The organism is Nitratidesulfovibrio sp. HK-II (assembly GCF_003402415.2).
In the GTDB taxonomy this organism is placed as follows: Bacteria; Desulfobacterota; Desulfovibrionia; order Desulfovibrionales; family Desulfovibrionaceae; genus Cupidesulfovibrio.
Genome location: NZ_AP036014.1, coordinates 3,821,344 through 3,842,290, shown reverse-complemented (window position 1 = coordinate 3,842,290; position 20,947 = coordinate 3,821,344). Strand labels below are relative to the sequence as shown.

The window sequence follows — 20,947 nt, the reverse complement described above, 5'->3', positions numbered from 1 at the left end:
GCTTGCTAGCTCCCCAGGCGGGCGAACACGCGGCGGATGGCGTCCGCCAGGATGTTCCGGTTGTACGGCTTGTGAACCATGGCCTTGATGTTTCCGGCGACGGCCGCCCCTTCGGCCGCAACCTCGCGGCCCGAAACGAGAATTATCGGCATGTTCGGCGCAATATCGCCCATTTTGCGGGCAAGCTCAAGGCCGTTGGCTTCCGGCATGTCGAAGTCGGTGATGACCAGGTCGAACGAGGCGGGGTGCTCGCGCACGGCGGCCAGCGCCAGCAGCGGGTTCTTGAAGGGCCGCACGGTGTAGCCTAGGCTTTCCAGCACGCGCGGGATGGTGTGCAACTGGTCGTCGTCGTCCTCCACGAACAGGATACGCTCGCTGCCCGTTTCCGGGGCCAGCAGGGCCGGGTCGATGAGGCAGGCGTCCTGCGCGTGCATGGGCAGGTGGATTTCGAATTCGGTGCGCCGCCACGGCACGCTGGACACGCGCACCGAGCCCCTGTGGCCCTTGATGATGCCGTGCACCACGGCAAGGCCGAGACCGGTGCCCTCGGTCTTGCCCTTGGTGGTGAAGAACGGGTCGAAGATCTTGTCCACGATCTCGGCGGGTATGCCGGGGCCGTCGTCGGCCACGGTCAGGCGCAGGGCGCAGCCCGGCTCCATGCCCAGTTCCAGGGCGCGCTCGTCGGACAGCGTCTCCTGCTCCAGGTTCACCTCGAGCACGCCGCCCGTTTCGCGCAGGGCCTGGAAAGAATTGGTGCACAGGTTCATGAGCACCTGGTGGATCTGGGTGGGGTCGGCCCGGGTGATGGAGGGGCGCGGCGGGATGGCCTTGCGGATTTCGATGTTGCGGGGCAGCGACGCCTTGATGAGCACCAGCGCCTCGGTGAGCACCTCGTTGATGTCGGTGATGACGAAGCCCTCCACCGAGGGGCGGCTGAAGGTCAGGATCTGCTTGACCAGGCGGCTGCCGCGCTGGGCGGCCTTCAGCGCGCGCATGAGGTCGTTGCAGGTCAGCGAGTCTGCCGCGATGTCGCTGATGGCGAGTTCGATGGAGTTGATGATGGACGTCAGGATGTTGTTGAAATCGTGTGAGATGCCGCCCGCCAGCGTGCCGATGGCCTCCATCTTCTGCGATTGCAGCAGCTGGCGTTCCAGCCGGATGCGCTGGGTGACGTCCTCGGCGGTGGTCAGCAGGCCCACCACGTCGCCGCCATCGTCGGGGGATCCGGCCCCGGCCTGGCCGGACCGGTCGCCCAGCAGGGGTACGCGGTTGGTTTCCAGCCACACCGCGTCGCCGCCGGGCGAGGTGATGGTGATCTTGGTCTGGTAGCGCGGCTGGCCGGAGCGCACCACGGCCGCATCATCCTCGTGCACGCGGCCAGCGTCTTCGGACGAGGGCAGCAGTTCTTCGTCGGTGCGGCCCAGCAGGGCGTCGGCGCTGTCCAGCCCCACGAAGCCGAGGAACGACTTGTTGGCGCCCAGGTACTTGAGGTCGCGGTCCTTCCAGTAGACGAACTGGGGAATGTTATCGAGCACCAGTTGCAGCATGCGCTGCGAGGCGGAAAGGGCGCGCTCCGCGGCCTTGCGCTGGGTGATGTCTTCCGCGTAGCCCTCGATGTGGCGCACCTTGCCCTGCTCGTCGCGCAGGGGGCGCAGGGTGAGGTGCATGGTCACCGTGCCGCCGCCGGGCCTGTCCACGCTGGAATCGAACGACACCACGGTGTCTGGCGCGGCGTCCGTTATGTCCGGCGCGCCGTGCAGCCGGGCGAAGGTGCCCGCGCCCGAGGCCAGCAGCGCCGCAGGCGACGGGTAGCCCGACATGCGCGCCATGGCCGGGTTGGCGTCCAGGTAGTCGCCGCCCGGGGTGACGCGGAAGATGCCCAGAGGCGAGCTTTCGAACAGCGAGCGGTATTTTTCCTCGGCGGCGCGCAGGCTGTCCTCGGCCTTCTTGCGGTCGGTGTAGTCGAAGACCACGCCCACAAGGCCCGCCACCGCTCCCCTGGAGTTCTGGTAGGTGGCCTTGTGCATGATGATGGAATGGGGCGAGCCCTCGGGGCCGGGCAACGTGGTTTCGTAACTGGCCACGCCCGGTTCGTGCATCAGGCTGGTGTCCGAGGCGTCGCGCAGCATGGCCACGCCTTCCGGCCCGGCCTGCCATTCGTAGCGGCCCAGCAGCGCCGTGCGGTCCACCCCGAAGAAGCGTTCGAAGGCCACGTTGCATTCGCGCACCCGGCCGTCGGCGTCCTTGCTGTAGATGGGTATGGGTATGGTGTCCATCAGCGAGCGCAAAAACGACAGCTGGTCCTTGATCTTGCCTTCCACCCGCCGCTTTTCCAGGATGTTCATGACCAGCAGCACCAGGGTCACCGACAGGATGACCATGCTGACGATGATGGTCCAGAAGACCTGCTTGTTCAGTTCGTAGAACCGGCTGGGCTCGTTGATGATGATGCTGTCGGGCGGCAGTTGCGAGGGGCTGATGAACAGCCGCTGCAACTCGTTGTTGTCGAACATGTAGGCCTGGTCCGCCTGCTCCGCGATGGGGATGGACGAGGCGCGGATGCCGCTCAGCACCTGCAGGGCCATGCGCGCGGCCATCTCGCCGTGGCGCACCCCGGAGATGAGCTTGCCGCCCACGATGCCGTGGCCCAGCAGGAAGGCCCAGTTGCTGTACAGCGGCGCGCGCGAGGCGGCGTGCACCTTTTCCAGCAGTTCTTCGGCCGAGTAGAACTGGCCGTCGATGTCGCGGTAGATGGGCACGAAATAGAAGAAGGTGTCCGGGGTCTGGTCGCGCACCCAGTCCAGCATCTGCTCCAGGCTGTATTCGCTCCATTCCTCCACCACCAGGCGGTCCTTGAACGGCCCGAGCTGGGCCAGCACCTGGTTGCGGATGGCCGCGCCGGTGACCGAATCGTCGCCGATGATCACCATGCGCCGCAGTTGCGGGTTGAGGCGCAGGGCCAGCTCTATGTTGTACGCCACGTCGTAATTTTCGAGCACCCCGGTGATCTCGCGTCCGGTGGCGCGCAGGTTTTCGGGCTGCACGTCGTTGAGCCCGCAAAACACGATGGGCACGCCGGGGAACAGTTCTTCGCCGAACTGGAGCAGGAAATCCACCGCCACGTTGTCCGAGGCGATGATGATGTCGAACTTCTTGTTGCGGAACTTGTCGCGGTACAGGGCGTACAGGGTGGAAACCGTGTCCTGGTAATGGAACTTCTTGGAGTCCATGTATTCCACCTGGAACACGATGCTGTAAGGGCTTTCGGCCAGCGTCCGGCGGATGCCCTCCTGGATGTGGTCGGACCAGGAGTACCCGTTGTGGTACGAATTCAGGTACAGCACGTTCTTGCGCGCCCCTTCGGGCGACTGCGGCACGGCTGGCGGCGTGGGGGCCTCGGCCGGGGCCGCCAGGGCGGGGGACGCCAGGGCAAGGGGGAGGCTGGCGGGGAGGCCGGGAGTTCGTGAAGGCGCGAGGGGCGACGCGGGTGCGGCCCCGGCTGCCGACATGGGCCCGGGGGCAGGCGCGAGCGCGGGCGCGAGGAGCAGCGCCAGGCACAGCGCGGGCAGCACGACGCACAGGCGGAGCAGCGCGGCGCGCCGCGCGCGGGAAGCGTGCCGGACCGGGGATGGGGGCGGAAGCGGATCGGCAGGCCGACGCGGGGACCGGATCGGCCGGAAATGGCTGGTATGCATGCGGGGGGTCCGCCGAAAGGCTGGGGTGCGGGGAAACCGGGGGGAGCACGCGCCGCCGGGTCGCACGGCGTGCGGGCATGCCGGACGGCCAAGGCTGCGGGCGGCCCCGCCGAGGAAGGTGTTTGACTGCACAGTTTGCAGTGGCGCCACCGTGAGTGCAACTAATGCTGGACTTCCCCGTCAAGGTCAAGGCCCGCCGCGCCGGCTGGGCGTGCGGGCCGGTTGGCGCGCGGGCCGTGACGTTTCCCCGGCAGTGTGCCCGCATGTTCGCGCGCGCTTGTGCGGACGGCGAGGCGGGAATACTCTGGAAGGATGGCGGCGCGGGGCACCCCCGGTGCGCCGGAAAACCGGGACACTCCCCTGAAGGAGCGGACGATGACGGACCCGAGCGTGGCACGCGATGCAGGGCGGCAGAAGGATTCGACCGGTGCGATGGGCACGGCCCCAAAGGCTGGTGACGCCACGTGTGGCCTGCCCCCGGAGGCGGCCCTTGCCGCACGTTCGGATGTGGCCGAACAGGAGGGGGCGGGGATGGCGGGCGACGACTACGAGCGCGGCGGCGCGCCCTGGCGGGACGACGCCTGCGCCTTGTGCGAGGAATACCGCTTCCTGCTCCAGGTGCTGGGCAGCGAGGCCGAAGTGTGGAAGAGCCTGCAACAGCAGTTCGGCATCGTCACCCAACGCACCCAGATGGTCTTCGGCGTGGGGGCGCTGGCCATTTCCGTGGCGGGCTTTTCCGGGCACCGGCTGGCTGCGGCCGGGCCGTTCAGCGGGCTGACCCTGATGGCCGGGCTGGTGTGCATCCTTGTCGGGCTGTTCGTGGCGCTGTACGGCGTGGTGCGGGTGCGCTGGATGTCCAGCCTGCGCGGCGACACGGTGGAGGCCAGCTTCCTGCGGCTGCTGGCGGTGCGCAACCGCAAGACGCGCTACTTCCTGTGGTCGCTCAAGCTGGTCATCGTGGGGCTGGTGCTGTACGTGGCCGCGCTGGGCTGGTTTCTGTTCCGGGCCTCGCTGGGATTGGTGCCGCTGGTGTAACCGTTGACGGAAGAAATGCGGGCCGGGGCCGCGACATGAAGGAAGCGGTGCGCCGAAATGGCGGCATCGGGATGTGCCGGGCGGCGTCGTGTTTTCGACGCGGTGAGTCGTTCATTTTTTGGATAGCTTGAAAATACAGCAAGGTGTGCGTTCGGCAAGGCTCTTGCAATGCATGGCGGCGTGGCGGCATTCCGCCAGATCACTGCAAGGAGGCTTCCCCATGCTGTTTCTGCTTGGCGGCAACGACAAAAAGGCGCGCAAGGCCGAGGCCGCGCAGACCGAAAACCTTGAACGGGTGCGTGAGCTGTTCGTATCCGGGCGTTTTCCCGTGGTCACCACCGACGGCGTCGAAGACCGCAGGATAGGCCGCGTGCTGGGCCTGGTGGCCTGCCGGGGCTACGATTCCGAGGAAACGTTCTTCGGCATGGCGGCCCGCGCCGTGAACAAGGGCGCCCAGGCCATCGTGGGCTATCAGGAAAACGTGGCCTTCCACCCCGACGGATCGAAGTATTTTTCCTGCTACGGAACGGCCGTGCAGTTCAGCCGCGAGGACAAGGACGGCGGCAACGGCAACGGTCCGCTGCGGTTGCAGGCGTAAGAGAAGGTGCGCGGTTGGCAGGTCGGCCATCCGTCGTGTTGGCGCACGGCAAGGGCGGCTAGAGGCGCGGGAAGACGTTGCCGATGTGTCCGCGCGCGGCGGCCAGGCTGTATATCGCCAAGGCGCCCGTCACTGGGGTCGCCCTGCGGAACGGCGGGTTTTTGCCCTTCTTTGTCCATGGGGAATGGGCATTCTTCGCATTCTGGCGGACAGGGGCGCGAAGTGTAGCTGCAAACTGGAAGGCACGGTTATCTGGTTTGTCTGCATGAACGGCCTTGAACGTGCATGGGGCAAGGCACAAGCAGGCTGCGCCTGTGAATGCTTCCACACGGTCGCCCATGCATGATTTCTGTCCTGTATCTCACGTCATTAATATGCATCACGACTCTGTATGAATTGCAGTGTTGTGTTGATGCATTTATGCAGCACGCCTGTCGTTCGTCAGGTGTGCGTATGTTTTTGCAGGGGGGGGTATCGCGCAGGATCTTTTTGATGAAGGGAATGCCCGAGCAGGAAAAGCGTCAGGTCAATTGGTCTTTCAGGCAGCGCGCCAATTATGTGGAAGAATGTCGGCTAAAGTCAGAACTTCTGCTGCTTGTTTTCGTATTTTGTGTTGTCTGTGGATTTTTTCTGGCTAGTAAGGCTAAATGACGATCTTCTCAATCTTGATGAAGCGAAGTCGGGATAGTGTCTCTTCATCCTTTTTGAGAATTCTTCCGAATTCATCTGTATTGGAGTCATCGTAGCGGAACGGTGAATCCATGCGCATATTATGGCCCCGATCCGCGAGGTATTGTTTGGCCAGGGCCGGGGCGTGCTCGACGAAATGGAAGCTGTTCCCAACCGCCATAGCCTCGGCCCCGGCGAGAATCGCTTCTTCCAGATGCGCTGGTTTCGCCGCCCCGCCAGCGATGATCACGGGTATGTTCGAGGTGGCGGAAATTTCTTGCAACAACGCCAAATCGTAGCCGGATTTGCTGCCATCCCGGTCAATCGAAGTGATCATCAATTCGCCCGCACCGAGATCCTGCGCTCTGCGAGCCATCTCGCTTGGCGTGAACCCCGTTTGCGTCCTGCCGCCGTTGACCCAAACCCGGTAGCCGGTCCCGTCCCGCCTGCAATCTATCGAAGCAATGATGCTTTGCGAACCATATCGTCTGGCGGCCTTTTCAACCGTGTCGGGAGCATTGATGAGGGCGGAGTTGATGACCACCTTGTCTGCGCCGTTGCTGATGATGTGCGCCGCATCATCAACGGAGGCAATACCGCCGCCGATGGCCAGGGGGACCTGGCAGCGTGTGGCGTATCGCTCTATCTCGCTGAAATAGTCAGCCTTTCCGCCAGCCTTGTCGATGTTGAGACATATGATCTCGTCGATTCCCCAAGAGTCGAGAAATTCGACCGCTATCTCCGGCCGTCCGACGGGCAGGTAGCGCCTGAACCCGATACTTTGGACACAAATGCCCTCACGGATAAGCAGAAGAGCTATCAGGCGGATTTTTAACATGGTGTCGTGGCCTCAACCGTGTTGAGGAAGTTTCTCAGCAGCATCAGCCCGTAGATTTGGCTCTTTTCGGGGTGGAACTGGGTGCCCCAAATGTTGTCCCTGCGCACCGCAGCCGTGATTGCTGCGCCGTAGGAGCAACTCCCGGCCACATCTTCAGCGTGGCATTCCATGCGGTACGAATGGTCGAAATAGAAGTGGGCGTCTGCCGGGACGCGTGAAAACATGCCGGGGTCCGCGCCGTCGATGGTGTTCCAGCCTACATGCGGCAACCTCACTCCGTTTTCGGGAATCCGCGTCACCTTCGCGTTGAGCCAGCCGAGGCCTTGGTGCATGCCGAATTCTTCCGAGCTTTCGGCGAGCAGTTGCATGCCGAGGCAGATGCCGAGGAACGGCTTCTTCTTGCCCAGGACCTCGTCGGTGAGGGGCTTGGCGATGTCCAGCCGTTGCAGGTTTGCCATCGCTTCGGGAAACGCCCCTACCCCCGGCAGGATGATGGCCTGGCCTTCCGCCAGTTCCTGGCGGGTGGCCGCCTCAAACGGACTCGCCCCCAGACGTTTCAGCGCGCTGTGGACGCAGAGAAGGTTGCCGACGCCGCAGTTGACTACGGCGATGCGGGGTTTTCTTCCAGGCTTTTTGTCCATGCTGTCCTGCCGGTTGATGCGATTGAGAGCGCTGGCGCCTTGCGTGGGCGGCGGTGGCGAGGCTGCCGCGTTCGCCATGATCAGGAATCGAAGTCCGCGGACAGTTCCCAGTTTCCATCCGGTCCTCGCCGCCAGATTTCCTGATTCCGGTACCGGTCAAGCACCGCCTGGAACTCATGTTGCGACAAGGCCATGTAATTCCTGAATCTGTCCAGATACTTCTGGGCACACTTACCGTCGTACAGGCGCACCAGCCGTTTGCCTTCCTCTCGGGTCATGCGGCCCAGGCGGATTTCCTCGCACACCTGGTCCGTAACCTTGCCGAAGCCCAGCTTCAGGTGCTTCATCATTTGTCCGGGGATCACGAAATCTTCGTCCAGGGCCTCATGGCCGGTGATGTCCCCGATGTCTTCCGGTGGGTCGGAGCGTACCTCCATGCCGTGGGCCATGGAGAATTCCGCGTTCTCGCGCTTGCGGAAGTCCTCGATGTAGTAGCCGAGGTAGACGATGCGGAGTTCGGCCATCTCCATGTCTTCATCCGGGGGGTAGTTGTACCAGAAGAGGCGTTCGGCCTCCTCGGGGGTCAGGCCGAGGCTTTCGGGGCCGCCGGCGATGGTGTTGGCGTGTTTCATCCTGTTCGCGTCTCCGGTGACGGAGCCGGTGGCCAGTTCGCCGACGGTTATGGCCGGATTCTCGCCCAGAAAGATCAAGGGAATCTGATAGGCGATGGCCAGCCTGGGGGCGCTCGCATACAGGGCCATCTCGGTGGACCGGGTCCAGTTGCCGAACCGGATGAAGCCGTAACGCAGCAGTTTTTTCCAAAGCTGGGGCGCGGGGGAGACCGTGGCAAGGTCGAAGCCGAGGGAGACCAGGTTGGAGATGTTTCTGGCTCCACGGTCGCTCAACTGCTCGGGCGGATAGGAGCAGCACACGAGCAGGGGGTTCAGTCCAAGTTCGTCGCGGACGAACATGGCCTGCCGGGTGCTGTCTTTTCCGCCGCTGACGCCCACGATGCAGTCGTATCCAGAGGTGTTGCGCGCCCGTCCGAAGGCGGCGATTTTTTCCAGTTCCCGGTGGCGCAGTGCCCAGTCGATGTCCCCGGCTGCTTCGGCGAACCGGCATGCGGGGCAGACGCCATGCGCGTCGAAGACAATGCTCGGTCTGGTGTCCGGCTGCAGGCATTTGGAGCAGTATCGCATGGGCCTCATCCCCTGTTTTCTGAAAGCTGTTCCGGTTCGACCCGGCCGCGCTCTTCACCGCCGGAGAGAGTAGGGTCGGCGTGGCCTGCCAGCCAGTCGTCCCGGTAGAGGGCGAAGAAAACGAGGTCCACTTCACGCCCGCGCCAGACGTAATGCCTGATCCGGCGACCGTCCTCCACCATGCCGACGGAGCGGGCCAGCGCCACCATTGGGGCGTTGACGGCCATGGTCCCTGCCTGGATCTTGCGGACGCCCCGGTTGCGGAAAAGATGGTCGCAGACGCCTTCCCAGGCCTCCTTGCCGAACCCTTTGCCGCGGGCTGTGGCGTTGCCGACGAGAATGGAGATGTTCGCGAGGCTGTTGTGCGTGTCGAGGGCCACGCTGATGTTTCCGATGTGCGCGCCGTCCTTCCTGGCGACGATGGCCCAGAACGAGTTCTGGCTTCCCTCGAAGCTCATGCGGTACGCCCGGCAACTCTCCATGGTATGGCGGCGGTGCCGCTGCTCGCTGAAGGCCATGAGGTCGGGATCGTTGAGCCAGGCGAGGTAATGCTCGCCGCAGTGCTCTTCGCCGAAGGCCACGATGCGAAGCCTGGGAGTGATGATGGTCGTGTGCTCGTCGTCAGCCATTGCCTTCTCCACGGCCTGGGCCAGGGATGTCCTGGCGGTCGTCCACCCATCCGCGCCCGATGAGGACATAGTTGTCCTCGACAGCTTCCGGATCCCTGCCGTCCGTGATCCGGAAACGGCAGTCGCCGGTTGCATCAAGGCGTGCCTGCCGTGTCCCCGGATCATCTGTGTGCCTGTCAACGCTGTCCAGCAGCCTCCAGGAACCATCCTCCCGCGTCCAGATGCGCGGGTCGCGGAATCTGTCGACGGTTTCGAGAAATTCGTCCTCAGGCATGCCGAGCCAGTCCAGCAGGAGCCTGAGGTCGGCGGGTGGGGCCATGTCGCGGTGCATGCGCACAAGCTCTATCCCCTGCTCGCGGGTCAGTCTGCCGAAGCGCAGTTCCCGTACGGCGTGGTCCGTGACCTTGCCGTATCCGTGCTTGATGTATTTGATGAAGTCGTGGACGCCGCTGTAGTGGAACGAATCGACATCGTTGTAGGTGTCGAACGTGCGCGCCTGGGCGGCGGTTTCGTAGCCGTAGGCGTCTATCATGGCTTCATGCTGGGCTTTCGAGTCCCAGCGGATGTAGTTGCCCAGATATATGCCCCGTACGCCAACCGAGGCGAGCTGCCGCTCATGGGGGTACACGAAGTGGAGCATGTCCCGTTCGGCGATCTCCGGGGCCGCGGCGAGCACGTCCTCGGCCTCGAAGCCCATCAGGTCGTGCTCCTTGCGGTATTTCCGGGTCATCTCCACCTCGTCGAGATGGGAGAACATGCCGACCTGGTCAAGGCCCTGGTGCGCCCCCCAGATGATCAGCGGAATCTTGAGCCGCACGGCGACCTGCACCGGATAGGCCGTCTCGCCGGCCAGGCAGTGCCAGTACATGCTGCCCATGAGGCGCAGGGTCGCCCTGGTGATGCGCTTGACGGTTTCCGGAGACACCGTCTGCATCAGGAAATCGCAATCAAAGAGCGTGCGGAGGTAGGCGAGATTTCGGATGCCGCGCTTGGTGTTGTAGTGCTTGTTGTAGGAAACCAGCAGGGGGTTCAGCCCCAGTTTGTTCTTCACCACGTGGACGATGAAATGGGAATCACGCGCGCCGCTTACGGGGACGATGCAGTCGTGCCTGCGCCCGCCGGGTGAGCGGAAGCCGTCCACGATGTTCCGAAGGCGTTCGAAGCGCTCCTCCCAATCCAGGGCGTCCTTTTCCTCGTGGATGCGGCATCCGCTGCAAACGCCCGCATCGTCAAAGGTCAGATGCAGCGGGTGGTTGGCGGGGTAGAGGCAGCGGGAGCAGTATCGCATGGCGTCGCCCGGTCAGTTGCCCGGCGCGACGGACCGCGCCTTGCGACCCAGCCGGTTGATGACCATGCGCACTTCTCCTTCCGGTCCGAGGAGGGCGCTGGCCAGGGGGGACCCGGCCGTGCGCGACGGGTTGTCGTAAACGGACGGACCGTCGGCCTCGCGCCAGGACAGCGTGTGCTCTCTGCCCAGCAGTTCGACCACTTCGGAGATGGTGTGGTACGTTCTCGGCGCCAGCACGTTGTCGAGAAACGTGTAAACGAACCCCGGCCGCAGCCCGAGGCCGAAGAGCCTGGCCTTGATCTCCGACGCTTCCATGGATGGCCCGATGGCGCCGCGCAGGGCGTCGAAAACCGGCCAGTACAATCCCCCCTGCGCATAGAGATAGATCCACAGTTGCCCGCCGTCCTTGGTGACGCGCATGTGCTCGAGCAGGCCTTTGCGGCAGTCCGGCGTATGATGGAGCACGCCGTTGGTCGCGACAAAATCAAAGGATTGATCGGGCCAGGCGCCCAGGTCCGTCGCGTCGCCCCGCACGGGGGTGACGTTGGCGACGCCCGTGTCCTTGAGAACCTTGCGGAAATAGTCGAGGCATTCCTCGCTGTGGTCCAGGGCCACCACCTCCGCTGCGCCCATCCTGGCCAGGGCGACAGACAGACGCCCAACACCGCAGCCGCCGTCGAAGCAGCGTTTGCCGCGGATGGTTTCGGATGTGATGCCGCTTGCCTCGAGGCGCCTGGTCACCAAGGATACCGAGTGGTCGTAGGCCTTGGGGTCAAATGCGGTCCAGGCGCTGCCGAAAATGGCGTCCGTGTCGTCGGGCGGGGTGCCGCAGGACGGAGCATCCGCATCCTTGAACGCGGCCTTGGCGTCCAGGAGGTCTTTCAGGTAGGCGGTATGGCGGGTGAAGAGGCCGCAAAGCAGTGCTGACGGGTCTTCCCGGGCGTCGGCCATCAGGAGCGTGTCCATGAGGTTCGCCACGGCGGTAGCGGACTGCAGGGCGGCGGTCTTGAAGAACGGGTGCCCCTGAAGCCGTGAGAGGGTTGTGGCGTAGGAGTCCAACAGCGTCTGGAAATGAGAGTCCATGTAGAGTCTCCATCTTCCGCCCCGGCGGTTCGGCAGCAGCCGAGTGCGGCGAAGTGTTCAGCCTGAAGCCGCGGGGGTGTGCGGCAGCCATCCCCGATGTGGCACCTGCGCCGTTCGGGGGCGGGAATTCGGCGCAACCTTCTCGCGAAATGCAAGTCCTATGCCGGAATGAGGGGCCTTTTCGCTTGTGAAGGGTGGTACGACGCTGCTCGGGCGGAATCAAGTCCCGAGCGCCTGAAACCACCTCCGGGCGGTTGCGGACGCCGCCGGACACGGGGTATGTGGCAGGCATGGAATACAGCTACACCCGGCGTGACCTGCTGAACGAACCTGCGACGTACATGTACCCGCCGTTCAAAGGGTGGGATTTTCTCGAAGCGTACCGAGCCTCGCGCCTGCACGTGCTCGGAGGACTGCTGGGCCAGCTCGAGCCCCTTCAAGGCGGCACAAGGGCATCCCGGGCAGCCCAGGCATCCTTGAACTCGGGTGGCGTCCTCGACGCCGCGTCGGCCTTCGCGGTGCATGCGGAACTCATCGGGGACGGCTGGTCGGGAGACGAGGCCGCCGGGAACGGCGGGCAGGAAACGGCCGGGGTGCTGCGGGGCATGCTGGCCTGCCCGGCGGAGCATGCCCCGCTGGAGGTGAATGCGGTGTTGCGTGGGCTGGTCCGGCGATTCGAGGTGAGCAAGAAGCTGCCGTGCGTGATGAGTCCCCCGCAGTACGGCCTGAAAGGCGCCCCCCTGACGCAGGTGGAACCCTACGCGGCGTTCGCCTGCCTCGTTGGGCTGGCGGGCATGTCCGCGCGCGACCTCCGGCTGGTCAACTGCCTCCTCAAGGCGTGCGACCTCCTGTGTTCCCAGGGGGTGGAGGCCCTTGCCGCTCCCTTGACGGCTCCGGCCGTCGCCTTGGCCATCATGTGCGAGATGTCCCTGGTCGGAGCCCTGTGGCCGGAGAAGCCATGCTGATGCGGGCGGTCACCCTGCTGGCGGGGGACACGGCCCGGTCTCGCTGTTACATGCAGGCGCTGGCGGGCATCGGCATCCTGCCGGAACAATGCGTGCTCCTGCCCAGCCCGGACGGCAAACGACCCGGCCAATGCGCGGCGGGGGAACAGAAGTCGGCCCTGGGATCGTGGGGCGCGTTCTTCCCGGGTGTCCCTCTGGAGCAAACCTGCCGTGATGCCGACGTGCCCGTAACGTTCGCACCCACGGGGGACATCAACGATGCCGAGGTGGTGTCGCTCCTGAACGGGATCAAGGCGGAAACGTTCCTGTATTCAGGTTTCGGGGGGGCGATCCTGCGCGGGCCGGTGCTGGCCTGCGGCAAGAGGTTCCTGCATGTCCACGGGGGTTGGCTGCCGGACTACAAAGGCAGCACGACGAATCATTACAGCATCCTGGAAGGCAACTTCTGCGGGGCGAGCGCCATTTTTCTGACCGACGTGATTGATTCGGGGCGCATTCTCCACCGTGCCCGTTTCCCCGCCCCGGAAGACGTGACCGAACTGGATCTCGTGCTCGACTCGATTTACCGGGCCGAGGTCCTGTGCGCCCTGGCGCGGCATTACGCCGCATACGGGGAGTGGCCGGATTCCGGGGTCGAGAATGTCCATTCGGAGCCGTATTACATCATGCATCCCGTGCTGCGGCACATTCTGATGCTCGGGGGGCGGCGGGGGGGCGGCTAGTCTTCCGATGGGCCTTTGGCGCGCCTCGCCAGAGCCACATAAATGTTGCAATACTGGGAGGGCGCAAACTTCAGGAGGAAGCTCTGGAGCAGTGCCCCCAACAGGTTCAGCCTGCAGCCTTCAAGGCGCATCTTGTGCTCGTCGAACGTCTTGTGGGTGGCATGCCTGAAGAAGCGAAACTTGTAGAGCACCGGCATGTTTACCACATAATGCATCGAATCCACTGTGAAACCGTTTGAGACGAGAGCCGCCCGGAATTCCGCCTCCGAGAGGTTCAGCTTGTGAAAGCGGTCAGGGGTGGCGGCGGATTTGGTTTCCCTCTGGCGCAGCCAGTCCGTCACCCGGGTGGTCATGTTGTCGGCCCTGAAGGATGCGCAAAGGACGCCGCCCGGTTTCAACACTCGCCTTGTCTCCAAGAGGGCCCTGCCCAGCATGTCGGGGGGCAGGTTGTGATAGAGGCCGAAGGCGAGGACATGGCTGAAGCTTTCGTCCGGATAGTCCAGGGAGCAGATGTCTCCGGTGGTCACGTCCAGGCTCGGATCAGCCTTCTTGAGCTTGTCCACCACCGACGGGATGAAGTCGAACCCGCGAATTGGCGCTCCGAGGGCGTGGTAGTACCGTAACAGCCTGCCCGCTCCGCAGCCTGCTTCCAAGATCCAGCCCTTGGGAGCGTTCCCCGTGGCCATGAGCGCATAGCGCAGGGGATAGGCGTCCTCGTTCTCCATGGGTTCATCGGCAGGGATGGCCGACCACCGTTTTTCCCAGTAATCCTTGTTGTCCCTGCTTCTGTAGGTGACGCGCATCAGTTTTCCTCCCTGCCGCCGGGGAACAGCGAAGCGAGCGTTTTGGCGTGGGCAAGCAGTGCCTCGAGTCCGGACGAGTTGTCGATGACCAGGTCCGGCCGGGCCGGTTCCGCGAAGGGCAGGGTAAGCCCCGGCAGGTCGATCTCCCCGCGCGCGCCTTTGGCGTAAAGCCCCTTGGGGTCGCGGCGGACGAGGTCCGGCAGGGGGCATTTGATGTAGACCTCCCTGTAGTCCCGGAGATTTTCGCGATTCCATTCCCGCGACTGCTCGAACAGGGAGAGGATGGCGGCGACGACGTGGATGCCCTGTCTGTCGAGGAAGCGGCAGAGCCTGCAAAGCCTGTCGGCGTTCTTCCTCCGGTCCTCCATGGTGTGGCCCAGGTCGTTGCCCCAGACTTCGCGGAGCACGTCTCCGTCCACCAGCGCCACGTTGGGCATGCGCCGCCGGACTTCCTCGGCGACGGCCGTCGCCAGGGTGCTCTTGCCCGCGCCGGAAAGCCCTATGATCCAGAGCACCATGACGGATTCTCCCTCCAATCGTGGCTGAAGCATGTGCCCTGGGCCAAGGCATCCTCCAGGGCGCGTTCGTAGGCCAGGACGTCCCGCCCGCTGTCCACCTCCAGCCAGCGACCTTCCACGGACACGACACCGACCGGCTGCCCCGCCTGGAGAAGCAGGCGCAGCAGCGACGTCATGTCGAGGCGGTCTCGCTGCGGGGCGGGCAGCCCGTCCAGCACGGCGCGGATACCCTCCCATCCCCTTGGCGTTATCTTGAGAAGCCCCATGTATTGCCCCTGGATTTCGTCCAGGGTCCGGGGCTTGGCCCCGATCTCGGCCAAGAGTCCTTCCTCGGCGCGGAAGGTCTCTGCGTCATCCAGCGGCGAGTCGAAGCGCAGACGCCACAAAGCCTCCCAGAGGCGGTCGCTGGTGATGACGATGTCACCCTCCGCCTCGGCCAAGCCCCGAACATGGCCGGGATGGTAGACGATGTCCGAATAGGCCACGATGCAGGCGCGGCGGCTGAGCACCGATGCGGCGCACGCCAGGCTGGCCACCATGTTCGTCTCTTGCCAGCGCGCGTTGGGGAACGTGGCGAACGGACCCTTCAGGGTGTCCCCCAGGTAGCCGGTGACCACGTGAATCTCCGTCAATCCGGCTTGTCGCAAGGAGTCCAGCTGCCAGTGGAGCAGGGGGCGCCCGGCCAGTCCGGTCATGCATTTGGGTCTGGCGCTGGTGAGCTCGCCCATGCGAGAGCCGCGCCCCGCGGCAAGGATTATCGCTGCTGGTCGCACCCTGATTCCTCCACAAAAAGACCGCGCGCGAGTCGCACGTCGCTAGGGTGATGGGGGCGTTCGCGTTCGGGGTGCCACATGACGGCGGCCACAGGCAGGGATTCGTGGACGAAGGCCTCGACGTCGCCCTCGGCGCTGAAGGCCGTGGGGGCAAGCCCGCCGCCCATCCCGCCTCGTGCCATGCCGAAGGCGTGGTAAGAGTTCACCTCGCGCGTGCTCCCTGACAGAGTGCGGATGCCGTGCCGTTTTCCGGGGTGGCCGCCGTCCGGGAGGGGCGAGAGCGCCCCGCCGAAGTAACGGTTGATGCACTGCGCCCCGCGGCAGACACCGAGCACGGGAAGCCGCCGGGATACCGCGATATCCAATATGAGACCTTCCGTAAGGTCCCTTTGCGGGCAGTCACCCGGAGTCTCTCCGCCACTCAGGATGAAGCCGTTCAGGCCCCAGGCGGTGATGAAATCCGTGACGTGCGCCCCCAGGTTGGGGATGGGCAGCCATGCCGCCTCTGGCAGGGCCGCCGCCATGAAGGCTTGCCAGTCATGGGCAAGGGCGTCCCGGCGTTCGGCGTATCCCGGGGCCTCGACGATGCGGCAGGTGATTCCGATACGTCTCATGGGCGGTCCGTGACGGGGCGCAGGATGCCGGCCACCGCATCCAGTTCCGCCAGGCAGGAGGGCTTGAGCGACTCGAACAGCTTTTCGCCGCAGCCGATGGCCGCGGGCAGGCCGTATTCGGCGCAGCGCACAGCCATGTGCGAATTGGCCCCGCCGAACTTGGTGACCACTCCCGCAATGGAGCGGGAGAAAATCCAGTCGAAACCGGGGTCTGCGTTTTCGATGCAAACGATTCGGCCAGCCAGGTCGGCCTGGCGCGTTTCCGCACCCAGCCTCGCCACGCGGGCGACAATCCGCTTGCGCGAGATGAAGTTCGGGGAGCTGCGGTGCTGGGGGGCCACGTAGACGTCGCGAGGACTCACGATCAGGTAGGGCAGGCGCAGGGTTTGGCCGAGGTCGAAGAGTGACCTGTTCCTGTTGATGAGCTCCTGGAAGTGTTCCTTCCTGTCTTTGAGTACCCCCACGGTAAGCTGCTCAAGTATCTCCTGGAACGTCAGGAAGGAAACGTTTTCCCTGGAGAAGCCGCACTCCTCGCCCCAGCAGGCCACACCTTCCAGGATGTCGGAAAGGTTGCGCGTGAAAACGAACTTGCCGTACTCTCTCCCGGCCACGGCGCGCCGGACGTAGGTCAGCAGGCCGTCCGCGCCGATGTCGCAGAGTCCTGACTCGGCCAGCAGGCTTTCGACCGCCCTGCGTTCCTGGCTGGTGAAGCTGAACTGGTGCTGGTCTGCCTGGGGGGGCTCGCTGGGCGTGGAGTCGAAGATGTCGCTTCGGGCGGCGTAGCAGGGCGAGAGGATGTCGTAGCTGCCGGGGCGCAGGTGGCCGTACCGGGAAAGGAAATCTTCCCTGGAGGACTGTCCGGCCAGGACGCGGTTGAAATCCCGGGTGATGTCGCTGGCCACGGTGGTGATGGAGCGGCGCAGCAGCGTGACCCGTTCCGTGTCCATGGCGCCCCTGGTCACCGCGGAGCGCAGCAGCGATTCCGCCATGAACGCGTGGCGGGCCAGTATGGAGAAGGGTCTGGTGCCGAGCAGGCGGCACTCCTCGGCCAGGGTCTTGATGACGGAGAGGCGCTCGTGGCCCGGCGTGAGGGTCTTGCTGCGGGAACGCTGGCGCGTTTCCAGCGCGGCCACGGCCGCCTCCGCAGTGGCCAGGGTGCCGGAGGGCGAAAGGTCGAGGCACTTGCGGGTGAGGCCCATGAGCAGCCCCTTGTACACTCCCAGGTCCCCGGGCGGCAGCAGGCCGGGGTAGAACTCGGCGATGAACGCGTCGAATCCGAAGTCCAGGCAGGTGACGGCCACCTTGAATTCGACCTTGTCGTGGAGCTCCGGATGGGCGCGCAGCCGTTCCAGCCACGCGTCCACCAGGACGGAAGCCATGTCCGGTGCGATGCCCTGCGGCAGGAAGGAGTTGAAGCTGGCCCGCACGTCGATGTAGGGCCTGCCCGCCACGAGCACCATAAGCTCTTCGGCGGGCATGGTCCTGTACCCCATGGCTTCGCGTGCCAGCCGCCATTCCGCCCGGGTTATCAGTTCCCTGTACAGCGAGGACGCCAGCGGATGCGGCATGATGCCGATCATCTCGGCCGGGTTCCAGTCCGGCATGACGCCCAGGATGCTCTGCTCGCCGTGGAGGCCCGGCTTGGGTTTGATGCAGCGTGAAACGAACGCCTCGATGAACCCGATGCGGTCGGCGATGCGCTGATCCACTTCGGGCGACCAGTCCCGGACTGAGGCCATCGGGCGCGCCTGGAAGAGGTACACCCGCTCTTGCCGGTCGATGCCGAATTCGATGTCTATGGCGGTGGATCCGAAAACCTGCTCGACCTTCCGGGCCAGCGCGAGCATGGCCCGCACCCTCGGGGAGCGGAGGTCGGTCTGCTGGACGCCCCGGAAGACGTGGATGGTCTTTGAAACGCCGCGGCCGCCCGTCACCAGGTCCGACCGGCCGGATTCGTCGTCGTAATTGAGAACGAGGTAGGGGGAACCGTCCTCCATGCAGCGCGTCATGATGACGCCGGAGACGACGATGTCCTGGACCATGCTCTGTACCAGCACCTGGTCACGGGGATCGCCCGGCATGGACGCCGCCACCGACGAGACGGCCTGGCGCAGTTGGGCCTCTTCCGTGGGGTCTATGTCCAGAAGAGAGAGGAACGCGCCCGCATTGGAGTTCTCGTGCGAATCCTCGGACCGGGAACTGGACCGAACCACCACGCGGCCCTGCCTGAAGCGCGCCATCAGCTTCGCGATGATGCTCTCCGCGTCGTCCTCCCACTGGCGCAAGTCGAAATACTCAAGCTCGGGGATGGCCAGCTCCGGATGCGCCTCGCGCAGGCTTTGCAGCGTTTCCGCTTTCGTGGCGAATTTCATGGGCAACTCCACGCCGTCACGCGCGCAAGTTTGATGCATGCAGTCGTGATGACCCGTCTCCGGCGGATCACGGTCCGGTCTTCGCGGGGCGTCATGCGGCGGGTTCCTCCCCGGCCGTGTCAGGATGCAGGAGCGTCTCGTCCGGCCCTGATATCCATGGGTTGCGGAAGACGCCCTTCTTGTGCAGGCGCAAAAACTGCAGCCTGGCGAGAACGGAGAAAAGAGGGAAGACCAGGGTGTAGAACAGCCTTCGGCCGAATTCGCCCGAGCCCTGTGCAAGTCCGTCCCGCAGCCAACGCACGGAGGGGAGCTCTCCCCGCAGGGGATGCCACAGCAGCGCGAGGAGCCCGGCGGAGGTATCGGGCTGCGGGGGGTGGGTCGGCTCATACCCTTGCTGCACCATCTCTTGGGAGAACAACCGTTCAATCAGTCGCATTTCCCGGGGAGCCAAACGTGTCCTCCAACGCTCGGTCACGTAGCGGTTCGGCCCGGTCACCGTATCGGCGACCTCCTTGGGGTCGTTGAGCAGCAGGCCGTTCGTGCATGTCTGGTAGCGGCTGTTGTAGGCTCCTGTCCCCCGCCAGGGCCTGCCGACGATCGTCGGCTCAAAGTCAGGTGCGGCCCAGGGGGCGTGGAAGGGAACCTCCAGCCATCGGCATAGCCCGCGAAGGGTGGGGACGAAGCGCAGGTTGAGGTCTTCGTTGCGCACCGTGAGAAAACGGGACGGGTGTTCCTTCTTGAGGCGGGAGATGGTCTTGCCGGTCTCGGCAGCGTACCACATCCAGATCAGCCACACGCTGTTGTCCATGCGTTGGTCAAGGGTGGCGAGTTCCTTGATCCTACGGGCGAAGGTTCCGGGGGCGACGGCGTACATGTTGCCGAGGGCGTTGACGAACTGGTGCCGGTTGGAGGCGAACATCGCCCTGGGGTCGCGCACCATGCTGAGAAACCTGGCCTGAGGGAAGTCGTTTCGGGCGCATGCCAGAACCTTCCCGGAGAAGCCCGTGCGGACGTGTTCCGTTCTGAGGCTGACCGCGTCCGCAAGCAGGATGTAGCGAACCTGGCCGAGATCCCTCCCGGCGGCCAGGGCGAACGCAGCATACGCCGCCAGAAAAAGGTCTCTCCGGCTGACGGTGTCGTGCGCGCGCGCGAGGGTGTTCAGGACGTCCCGGCCGAGGGACCGGTCGAGGGGGGTGTCCGGGTCGGCGCCGAACCGGTGCATGGTTTTGGCCATCTCCCGGTCGGGGGTTTTGAGGACATATCGGAAGTAGGTTTTGTGCTGCAGGAACTCCACGGCCTTGCGTGAGTCGACGACGGGGGCGTCGCCGAATTCCGTGACAAAATACGAATACAAATAGTGCACCCACGGGCATGTCAACACCTGCGGGTGCTGATCGAACACGGTCAGGCAGAAGCCGTTTCCGGCGCGTCCCACATGGTCGAAGAGCAGGGCGAGGTTGATTCTTCCGGCAAGCTCGTCAAGCGAGGGAGGTCGCATGCCACCCCCATTCTCCGCCCGACGGGACTCCTCGGCGCTCTGCGGGGCGCCGCCGGAAGCCGTCCGCACCGGGAGGAACTGCGTTGAACTGGGCTTTCTGGCTCATGCGGCGCCTCGTGCTTCGCGGCCGTGGGGGGCTTGTGACGGGCTATTCCGCCTGTGAGCATTGCGGCCGCGTTTGCGGCGCACGGCCACGATGTGTCGCGCGTCGCAAAAACAAGCCCTGTCCACCACGTTTTGCAGGCCTTCCTCCATGAGGGCGAGCCGTTCGTCCACTTCCTGCAGCATTTGTTCGGGGTAGACCCGCGCCAGCGCCTGCATGAGCATTCTCCTCAAGTCGGCCGCATCCTGGCCGAAGATCCACTGGGAGACGGGTTCCAGTCCGCCGATTTCCATGCAGCGCCTGATGGATGCCTCGGTGAAAAGCTGCGTATGCAGCACGCTGTCCAGATTGCGTGGCGCATGGACGTCGAAAGCGCTCTCCAGCGCCGTGGCGAGGGAGAATACCGGGACGCTGAACGCAAGAACAGTCCCTTGTGGCTTGTCCGAAAAGGCGGTGAAAAAGTCATGCACGTCCGGAATGTGCTCCAGGACGAAAAACGCGGCGAAGATGTCCGCCTGCGTGGCGCGGACCACATCGCTCAACGGGATCCGCGAGTGGACCGCGCTGCCGGCCGTCAATGCGGCCTCGGCCCTGCCGACCAGTGCCGGGTCCGCATCGAAGCCGGTGAAGCGGGACGCGCCAGCCTCTTCCAGGCATTTCAGGAACTGTCCGTCGCCGCATCCCAGCTCGACCCAGCGCGCATCCAGCAGGGATTGGCGGGTCATTCCCAGCAGATCGGCCTGTGAGAGAACCCATTCGAGCTTGGGCTGATAGACGAGGCTTCTGCGCTTGGCCGTCGCCGCGTCGCCCTGCTTGTCGTAGACGGCGCTGTAGGTAAGGCCGCCCTGGCCTGAATGCGGGTATCCCTCGGGCGGCAGGCACCCGATCATGACGTGCCCGCACT

At 64.7% G+C, this 20,947-nt stretch carries 18 protein-coding genes; 4 read left to right on the top strand and 14 right to left on the bottom strand.

Annotation, left to right across the window (positions count from 1 at the left end; genetic code table 11):
* Positions 1-5: 5 nt before the first annotated feature.
* On the bottom strand, positions 6-3,377 hold the full coding sequence (locus RVX_RS16155) for an ABC transporter substrate binding protein (RefSeq protein ID WP_420192385.1): 3,372 nt from the start codon (positions 3,375-3,377) through the stop codon (positions 6-8).
* A gap of 693 nt (positions 3,378-4,070) precedes the next feature.
* Here RVX_RS16155 and RVX_RS16150 point away from each other — a divergent pair.
* Positions 4,071-4,730 carry a DUF202 domain-containing protein gene (locus RVX_RS16150; RefSeq protein ID WP_116307732.1) on the top strand — a complete coding sequence of 220 codons (660 nt, stop codon included), beginning with the start codon at positions 4,071-4,073 and terminating at the stop codon, positions 4,728-4,730.
* 220 nt (positions 4,731-4,950) lie between these two features.
* Positions 4,951-5,328: a hypothetical protein gene (locus RVX_RS16145; RefSeq protein ID WP_116307733.1), complete on the top strand. Its 378-nt coding sequence runs from the start codon at positions 4,951-4,953 to the stop codon at positions 5,326-5,328.
* A gap of 643 nt (positions 5,329-5,971) precedes the next feature.
* Here the strand turns inward: RVX_RS16145 and hisF are convergent.
* Genes hisF through RVX_RS16115 form a run of 6 tightly spaced genes read right to left on the bottom strand, consistent with a single transcriptional unit; the run spans position 5,972 to position 11,675 of the window.
* On the bottom strand, positions 5,972-6,835 hold the full coding sequence (hisF, locus tag RVX_RS16140) for an imidazole glycerol phosphate synthase subunit HisF (RefSeq protein ID WP_116307734.1): 864 nt from the start codon (positions 6,833-6,835) through the stop codon (positions 5,972-5,974).
* Complete coding sequence (gene hisH, locus RVX_RS16135; RefSeq protein WP_216362355.1) at positions 6,829-7,554, bottom strand: imidazole glycerol phosphate synthase subunit HisH; 726 nt, start codon at positions 7,552-7,554, stop codon at positions 6,829-6,831. Before hisH ends, hisF begins: the two co-directional genes overlap by 7 nt.
* 2 nt (positions 7,555-7,556) lie before the next feature.
* Positions 7,557-8,675 carry an N-acetyl sugar amidotransferase gene (locus RVX_RS16130; RefSeq protein WP_172596640.1) on the bottom strand — a complete coding sequence of 373 codons (1,119 nt, stop codon included), beginning with the start codon at positions 8,673-8,675 and terminating at the stop codon, positions 7,557-7,559.
* Positions 8,676-8,680: 5 nt separating this feature from the next.
* Positions 8,681-9,304, bottom strand: coding sequence for a GNAT family N-acetyltransferase (locus RVX_RS16125; RefSeq protein WP_172596641.1), 624 nt, complete (start codon positions 9,302-9,304; stop codon positions 8,681-8,683).
* The gene (locus tag RVX_RS16120; protein WP_116307737.1) at positions 9,297-10,592 is read right to left on the bottom strand and encodes an N-acetyl sugar amidotransferase; all 1,296 of its coding nucleotides are present in this window, start codon (positions 10,590-10,592) and stop codon (positions 9,297-9,299) included. Before RVX_RS16120 ends, RVX_RS16125 begins: the two co-directional genes overlap by 8 nt.
* 12 nt (positions 10,593-10,604) lie before the next feature.
* A complete protein-coding gene (locus tag RVX_RS16115; RefSeq protein WP_116307738.1) occupies positions 10,605-11,675 on the bottom strand; it encodes a class I SAM-dependent methyltransferase in 1,071 nt (356 codons plus the stop codon).
* A 290-nt stretch (positions 11,676-11,965) separates the two neighbouring features.
* Here RVX_RS16115 and RVX_RS16110 point away from each other — a divergent pair, with 290 nt between their 5' ends.
* Together RVX_RS16110 and RVX_RS16105 are read left to right on the top strand one after the other, a co-directional pair.
* Complete coding sequence (locus RVX_RS16110; protein WP_116307739.1) at positions 11,966-12,640, top strand: hypothetical protein; 675 nt, start codon at positions 11,966-11,968, stop codon at positions 12,638-12,640.
* Positions 12,634-13,362: a formyltransferase family protein gene (locus RVX_RS16105; protein ID WP_116307740.1), complete on the top strand. Its 729-nt coding sequence runs from the start codon at positions 12,634-12,636 to the stop codon at positions 13,360-13,362. The genes RVX_RS16110 and RVX_RS16105 overlap by 7 nt, the downstream gene beginning before the upstream one ends.
* Here the strand turns inward: RVX_RS16105 and RVX_RS16100 are convergent.
* The 7 genes from RVX_RS16100 to RVX_RS16070 form a co-directional block, all read right to left on the bottom strand.
* A complete protein-coding gene (locus tag RVX_RS16100; protein WP_116307741.1) occupies positions 13,359-14,165 on the bottom strand; it encodes a class I SAM-dependent methyltransferase in 807 nt (268 codons plus the stop codon). The genes RVX_RS16105 and RVX_RS16100 overlap by 4 nt on opposite strands.
* Positions 14,165-14,683, bottom strand: a complete 519-nt coding sequence (locus RVX_RS16095; RefSeq protein ID WP_116307742.1) for an adenylyl-sulfate kinase — start codon at positions 14,681-14,683, stop codon at positions 14,165-14,167. The genes RVX_RS16100 and RVX_RS16095 overlap by 1 nt, the downstream gene beginning before the upstream one ends.
* The gene (locus tag RVX_RS16090) at positions 14,665-15,411 is read right to left on the bottom strand and encodes an NTP transferase domain-containing protein (protein ID WP_116307743.1); all 747 of its coding nucleotides are present in this window, start codon (positions 15,409-15,411) and stop codon (positions 14,665-14,667) included. Before RVX_RS16090 ends, RVX_RS16095 begins: the two co-directional genes overlap by 19 nt.
* Before the next feature lie 26 nt (positions 15,412-15,437).
* Entirely contained in the window at positions 15,438-16,070 is a 633-nt protein-coding gene (locus RVX_RS16085; RefSeq protein WP_116307744.1) for a gamma-glutamyl-gamma-aminobutyrate hydrolase family protein, read from the bottom strand.
* Positions 16,067-18,442, bottom strand: a complete 2,376-nt coding sequence (locus RVX_RS16080) for a PEP-utilizing enzyme (RefSeq protein WP_172596642.1) — start codon at positions 18,440-18,442, stop codon at positions 16,067-16,069. Before RVX_RS16080 ends, RVX_RS16085 begins: the two co-directional genes overlap by 4 nt.
* 91 nt (positions 18,443-18,533) lie before the next feature.
* Positions 18,534-19,940, bottom strand: a complete 1,407-nt coding sequence (locus tag RVX_RS16075; protein ID WP_147307541.1) for a sulfotransferase — start codon at positions 19,938-19,940, stop codon at positions 18,534-18,536.
* 102 nt (positions 19,941-20,042) lie between these two features.
* Positions 20,043-20,933 carry a class I SAM-dependent methyltransferase gene (locus RVX_RS16070; RefSeq protein ID WP_172596643.1) on the bottom strand — a complete coding sequence of 297 codons (891 nt, stop codon included), beginning with the start codon at positions 20,931-20,933 and terminating at the stop codon, positions 20,043-20,045.
* Positions 20,934-20,947: the final 14 nt, after the last annotated feature.

Excerpts from the sequence above, each read along its gene's own strand:
- hisH (WP_216362355.1), bottom strand. The coding sequence starts at position 7,554 with ATGGCGAACGCGGCAGCCTCGCCACCGCCGCCCACGCAAGGCGCCAGC.
- RVX_RS16115 (WP_116307738.1), bottom strand. The coding sequence starts at position 11,675 with ATGGACTCTCATTTCCAGACGCTGTTGGACTCCTACGCCACAACCCTC.
- hisF (WP_116307734.1), bottom strand. The coding sequence starts at position 6,835 with ATGTTAAAAATCCGCCTGATAGCTCTTCTGCTTATCCGTGAGGGCATT.
- RVX_RS16090 (WP_116307743.1), bottom strand. The coding sequence starts at position 15,411 with ATGGGCGAGCTCACCAGCGCCAGACCCAAATGCATGACCGGACTGGCC.
- RVX_RS16100 (WP_116307741.1), bottom strand. The coding sequence starts at position 14,165 with ATGCGCGTCACCTACAGAAGCAGGGACAACAAGGATTACTGGGAAAAA.
- RVX_RS16095 (WP_116307742.1), bottom strand. The coding sequence starts at position 14,683 with ATGGTGCTCTGGATCATAGGGCTTTCCGGCGCGGGCAAGAGCACCCTG.
- RVX_RS16145 (WP_116307733.1), top strand. The coding sequence starts at position 4,951 with ATGCTGTTTCTGCTTGGCGGCAACGACAAAAAGGCGCGCAAGGCCGAG.
- RVX_RS16070 (WP_172596643.1), bottom strand. The coding sequence starts at position 20,933 with ATGATCGGGTGCCTGCCGCCCGAGGGATACCCGCATTCAGGCCAGGGC.
- RVX_RS16130 (WP_172596640.1), bottom strand. The coding sequence starts at position 8,675 with ATGCGATACTGCTCCAAATGCCTGCAGCCGGACACCAGACCGAGCATT.
- RVX_RS16125 (WP_172596641.1), bottom strand. The coding sequence starts at position 9,304 with ATGGCTGACGACGAGCACACGACCATCATCACTCCCAGGCTTCGCATC.
- RVX_RS16105 (WP_116307740.1), top strand. The coding sequence starts at position 12,634 with ATGCTGATGCGGGCGGTCACCCTGCTGGCGGGGGACACGGCCCGGTCT.
- RVX_RS16085 (WP_116307744.1), bottom strand. The coding sequence starts at position 16,070 with ATGAGACGTATCGGAATCACCTGCCGCATCGTCGAGGCCCCGGGATAC.
- RVX_RS16075 (WP_147307541.1), bottom strand. The coding sequence starts at position 19,940 with ATGCGACCTCCCTCGCTTGACGAGCTTGCCGGAAGAATCAACCTCGCC.
- RVX_RS16080 (WP_172596642.1), bottom strand. The coding sequence starts at position 18,442 with ATGAAATTCGCCACGAAAGCGGAAACGCTGCAAAGCCTGCGCGAGGCG.
- RVX_RS16110 (WP_116307739.1), top strand. The coding sequence starts at position 11,966 with ATGGAATACAGCTACACCCGGCGTGACCTGCTGAACGAACCTGCGACG.
- RVX_RS16120 (WP_116307737.1), bottom strand. The coding sequence starts at position 10,592 with ATGCGATACTGCTCCCGCTGCCTCTACCCCGCCAACCACCCGCTGCAT.
- RVX_RS16150 (WP_116307732.1), top strand. The coding sequence starts at position 4,071 with ATGACGGACCCGAGCGTGGCACGCGATGCAGGGCGGCAGAAGGATTCG.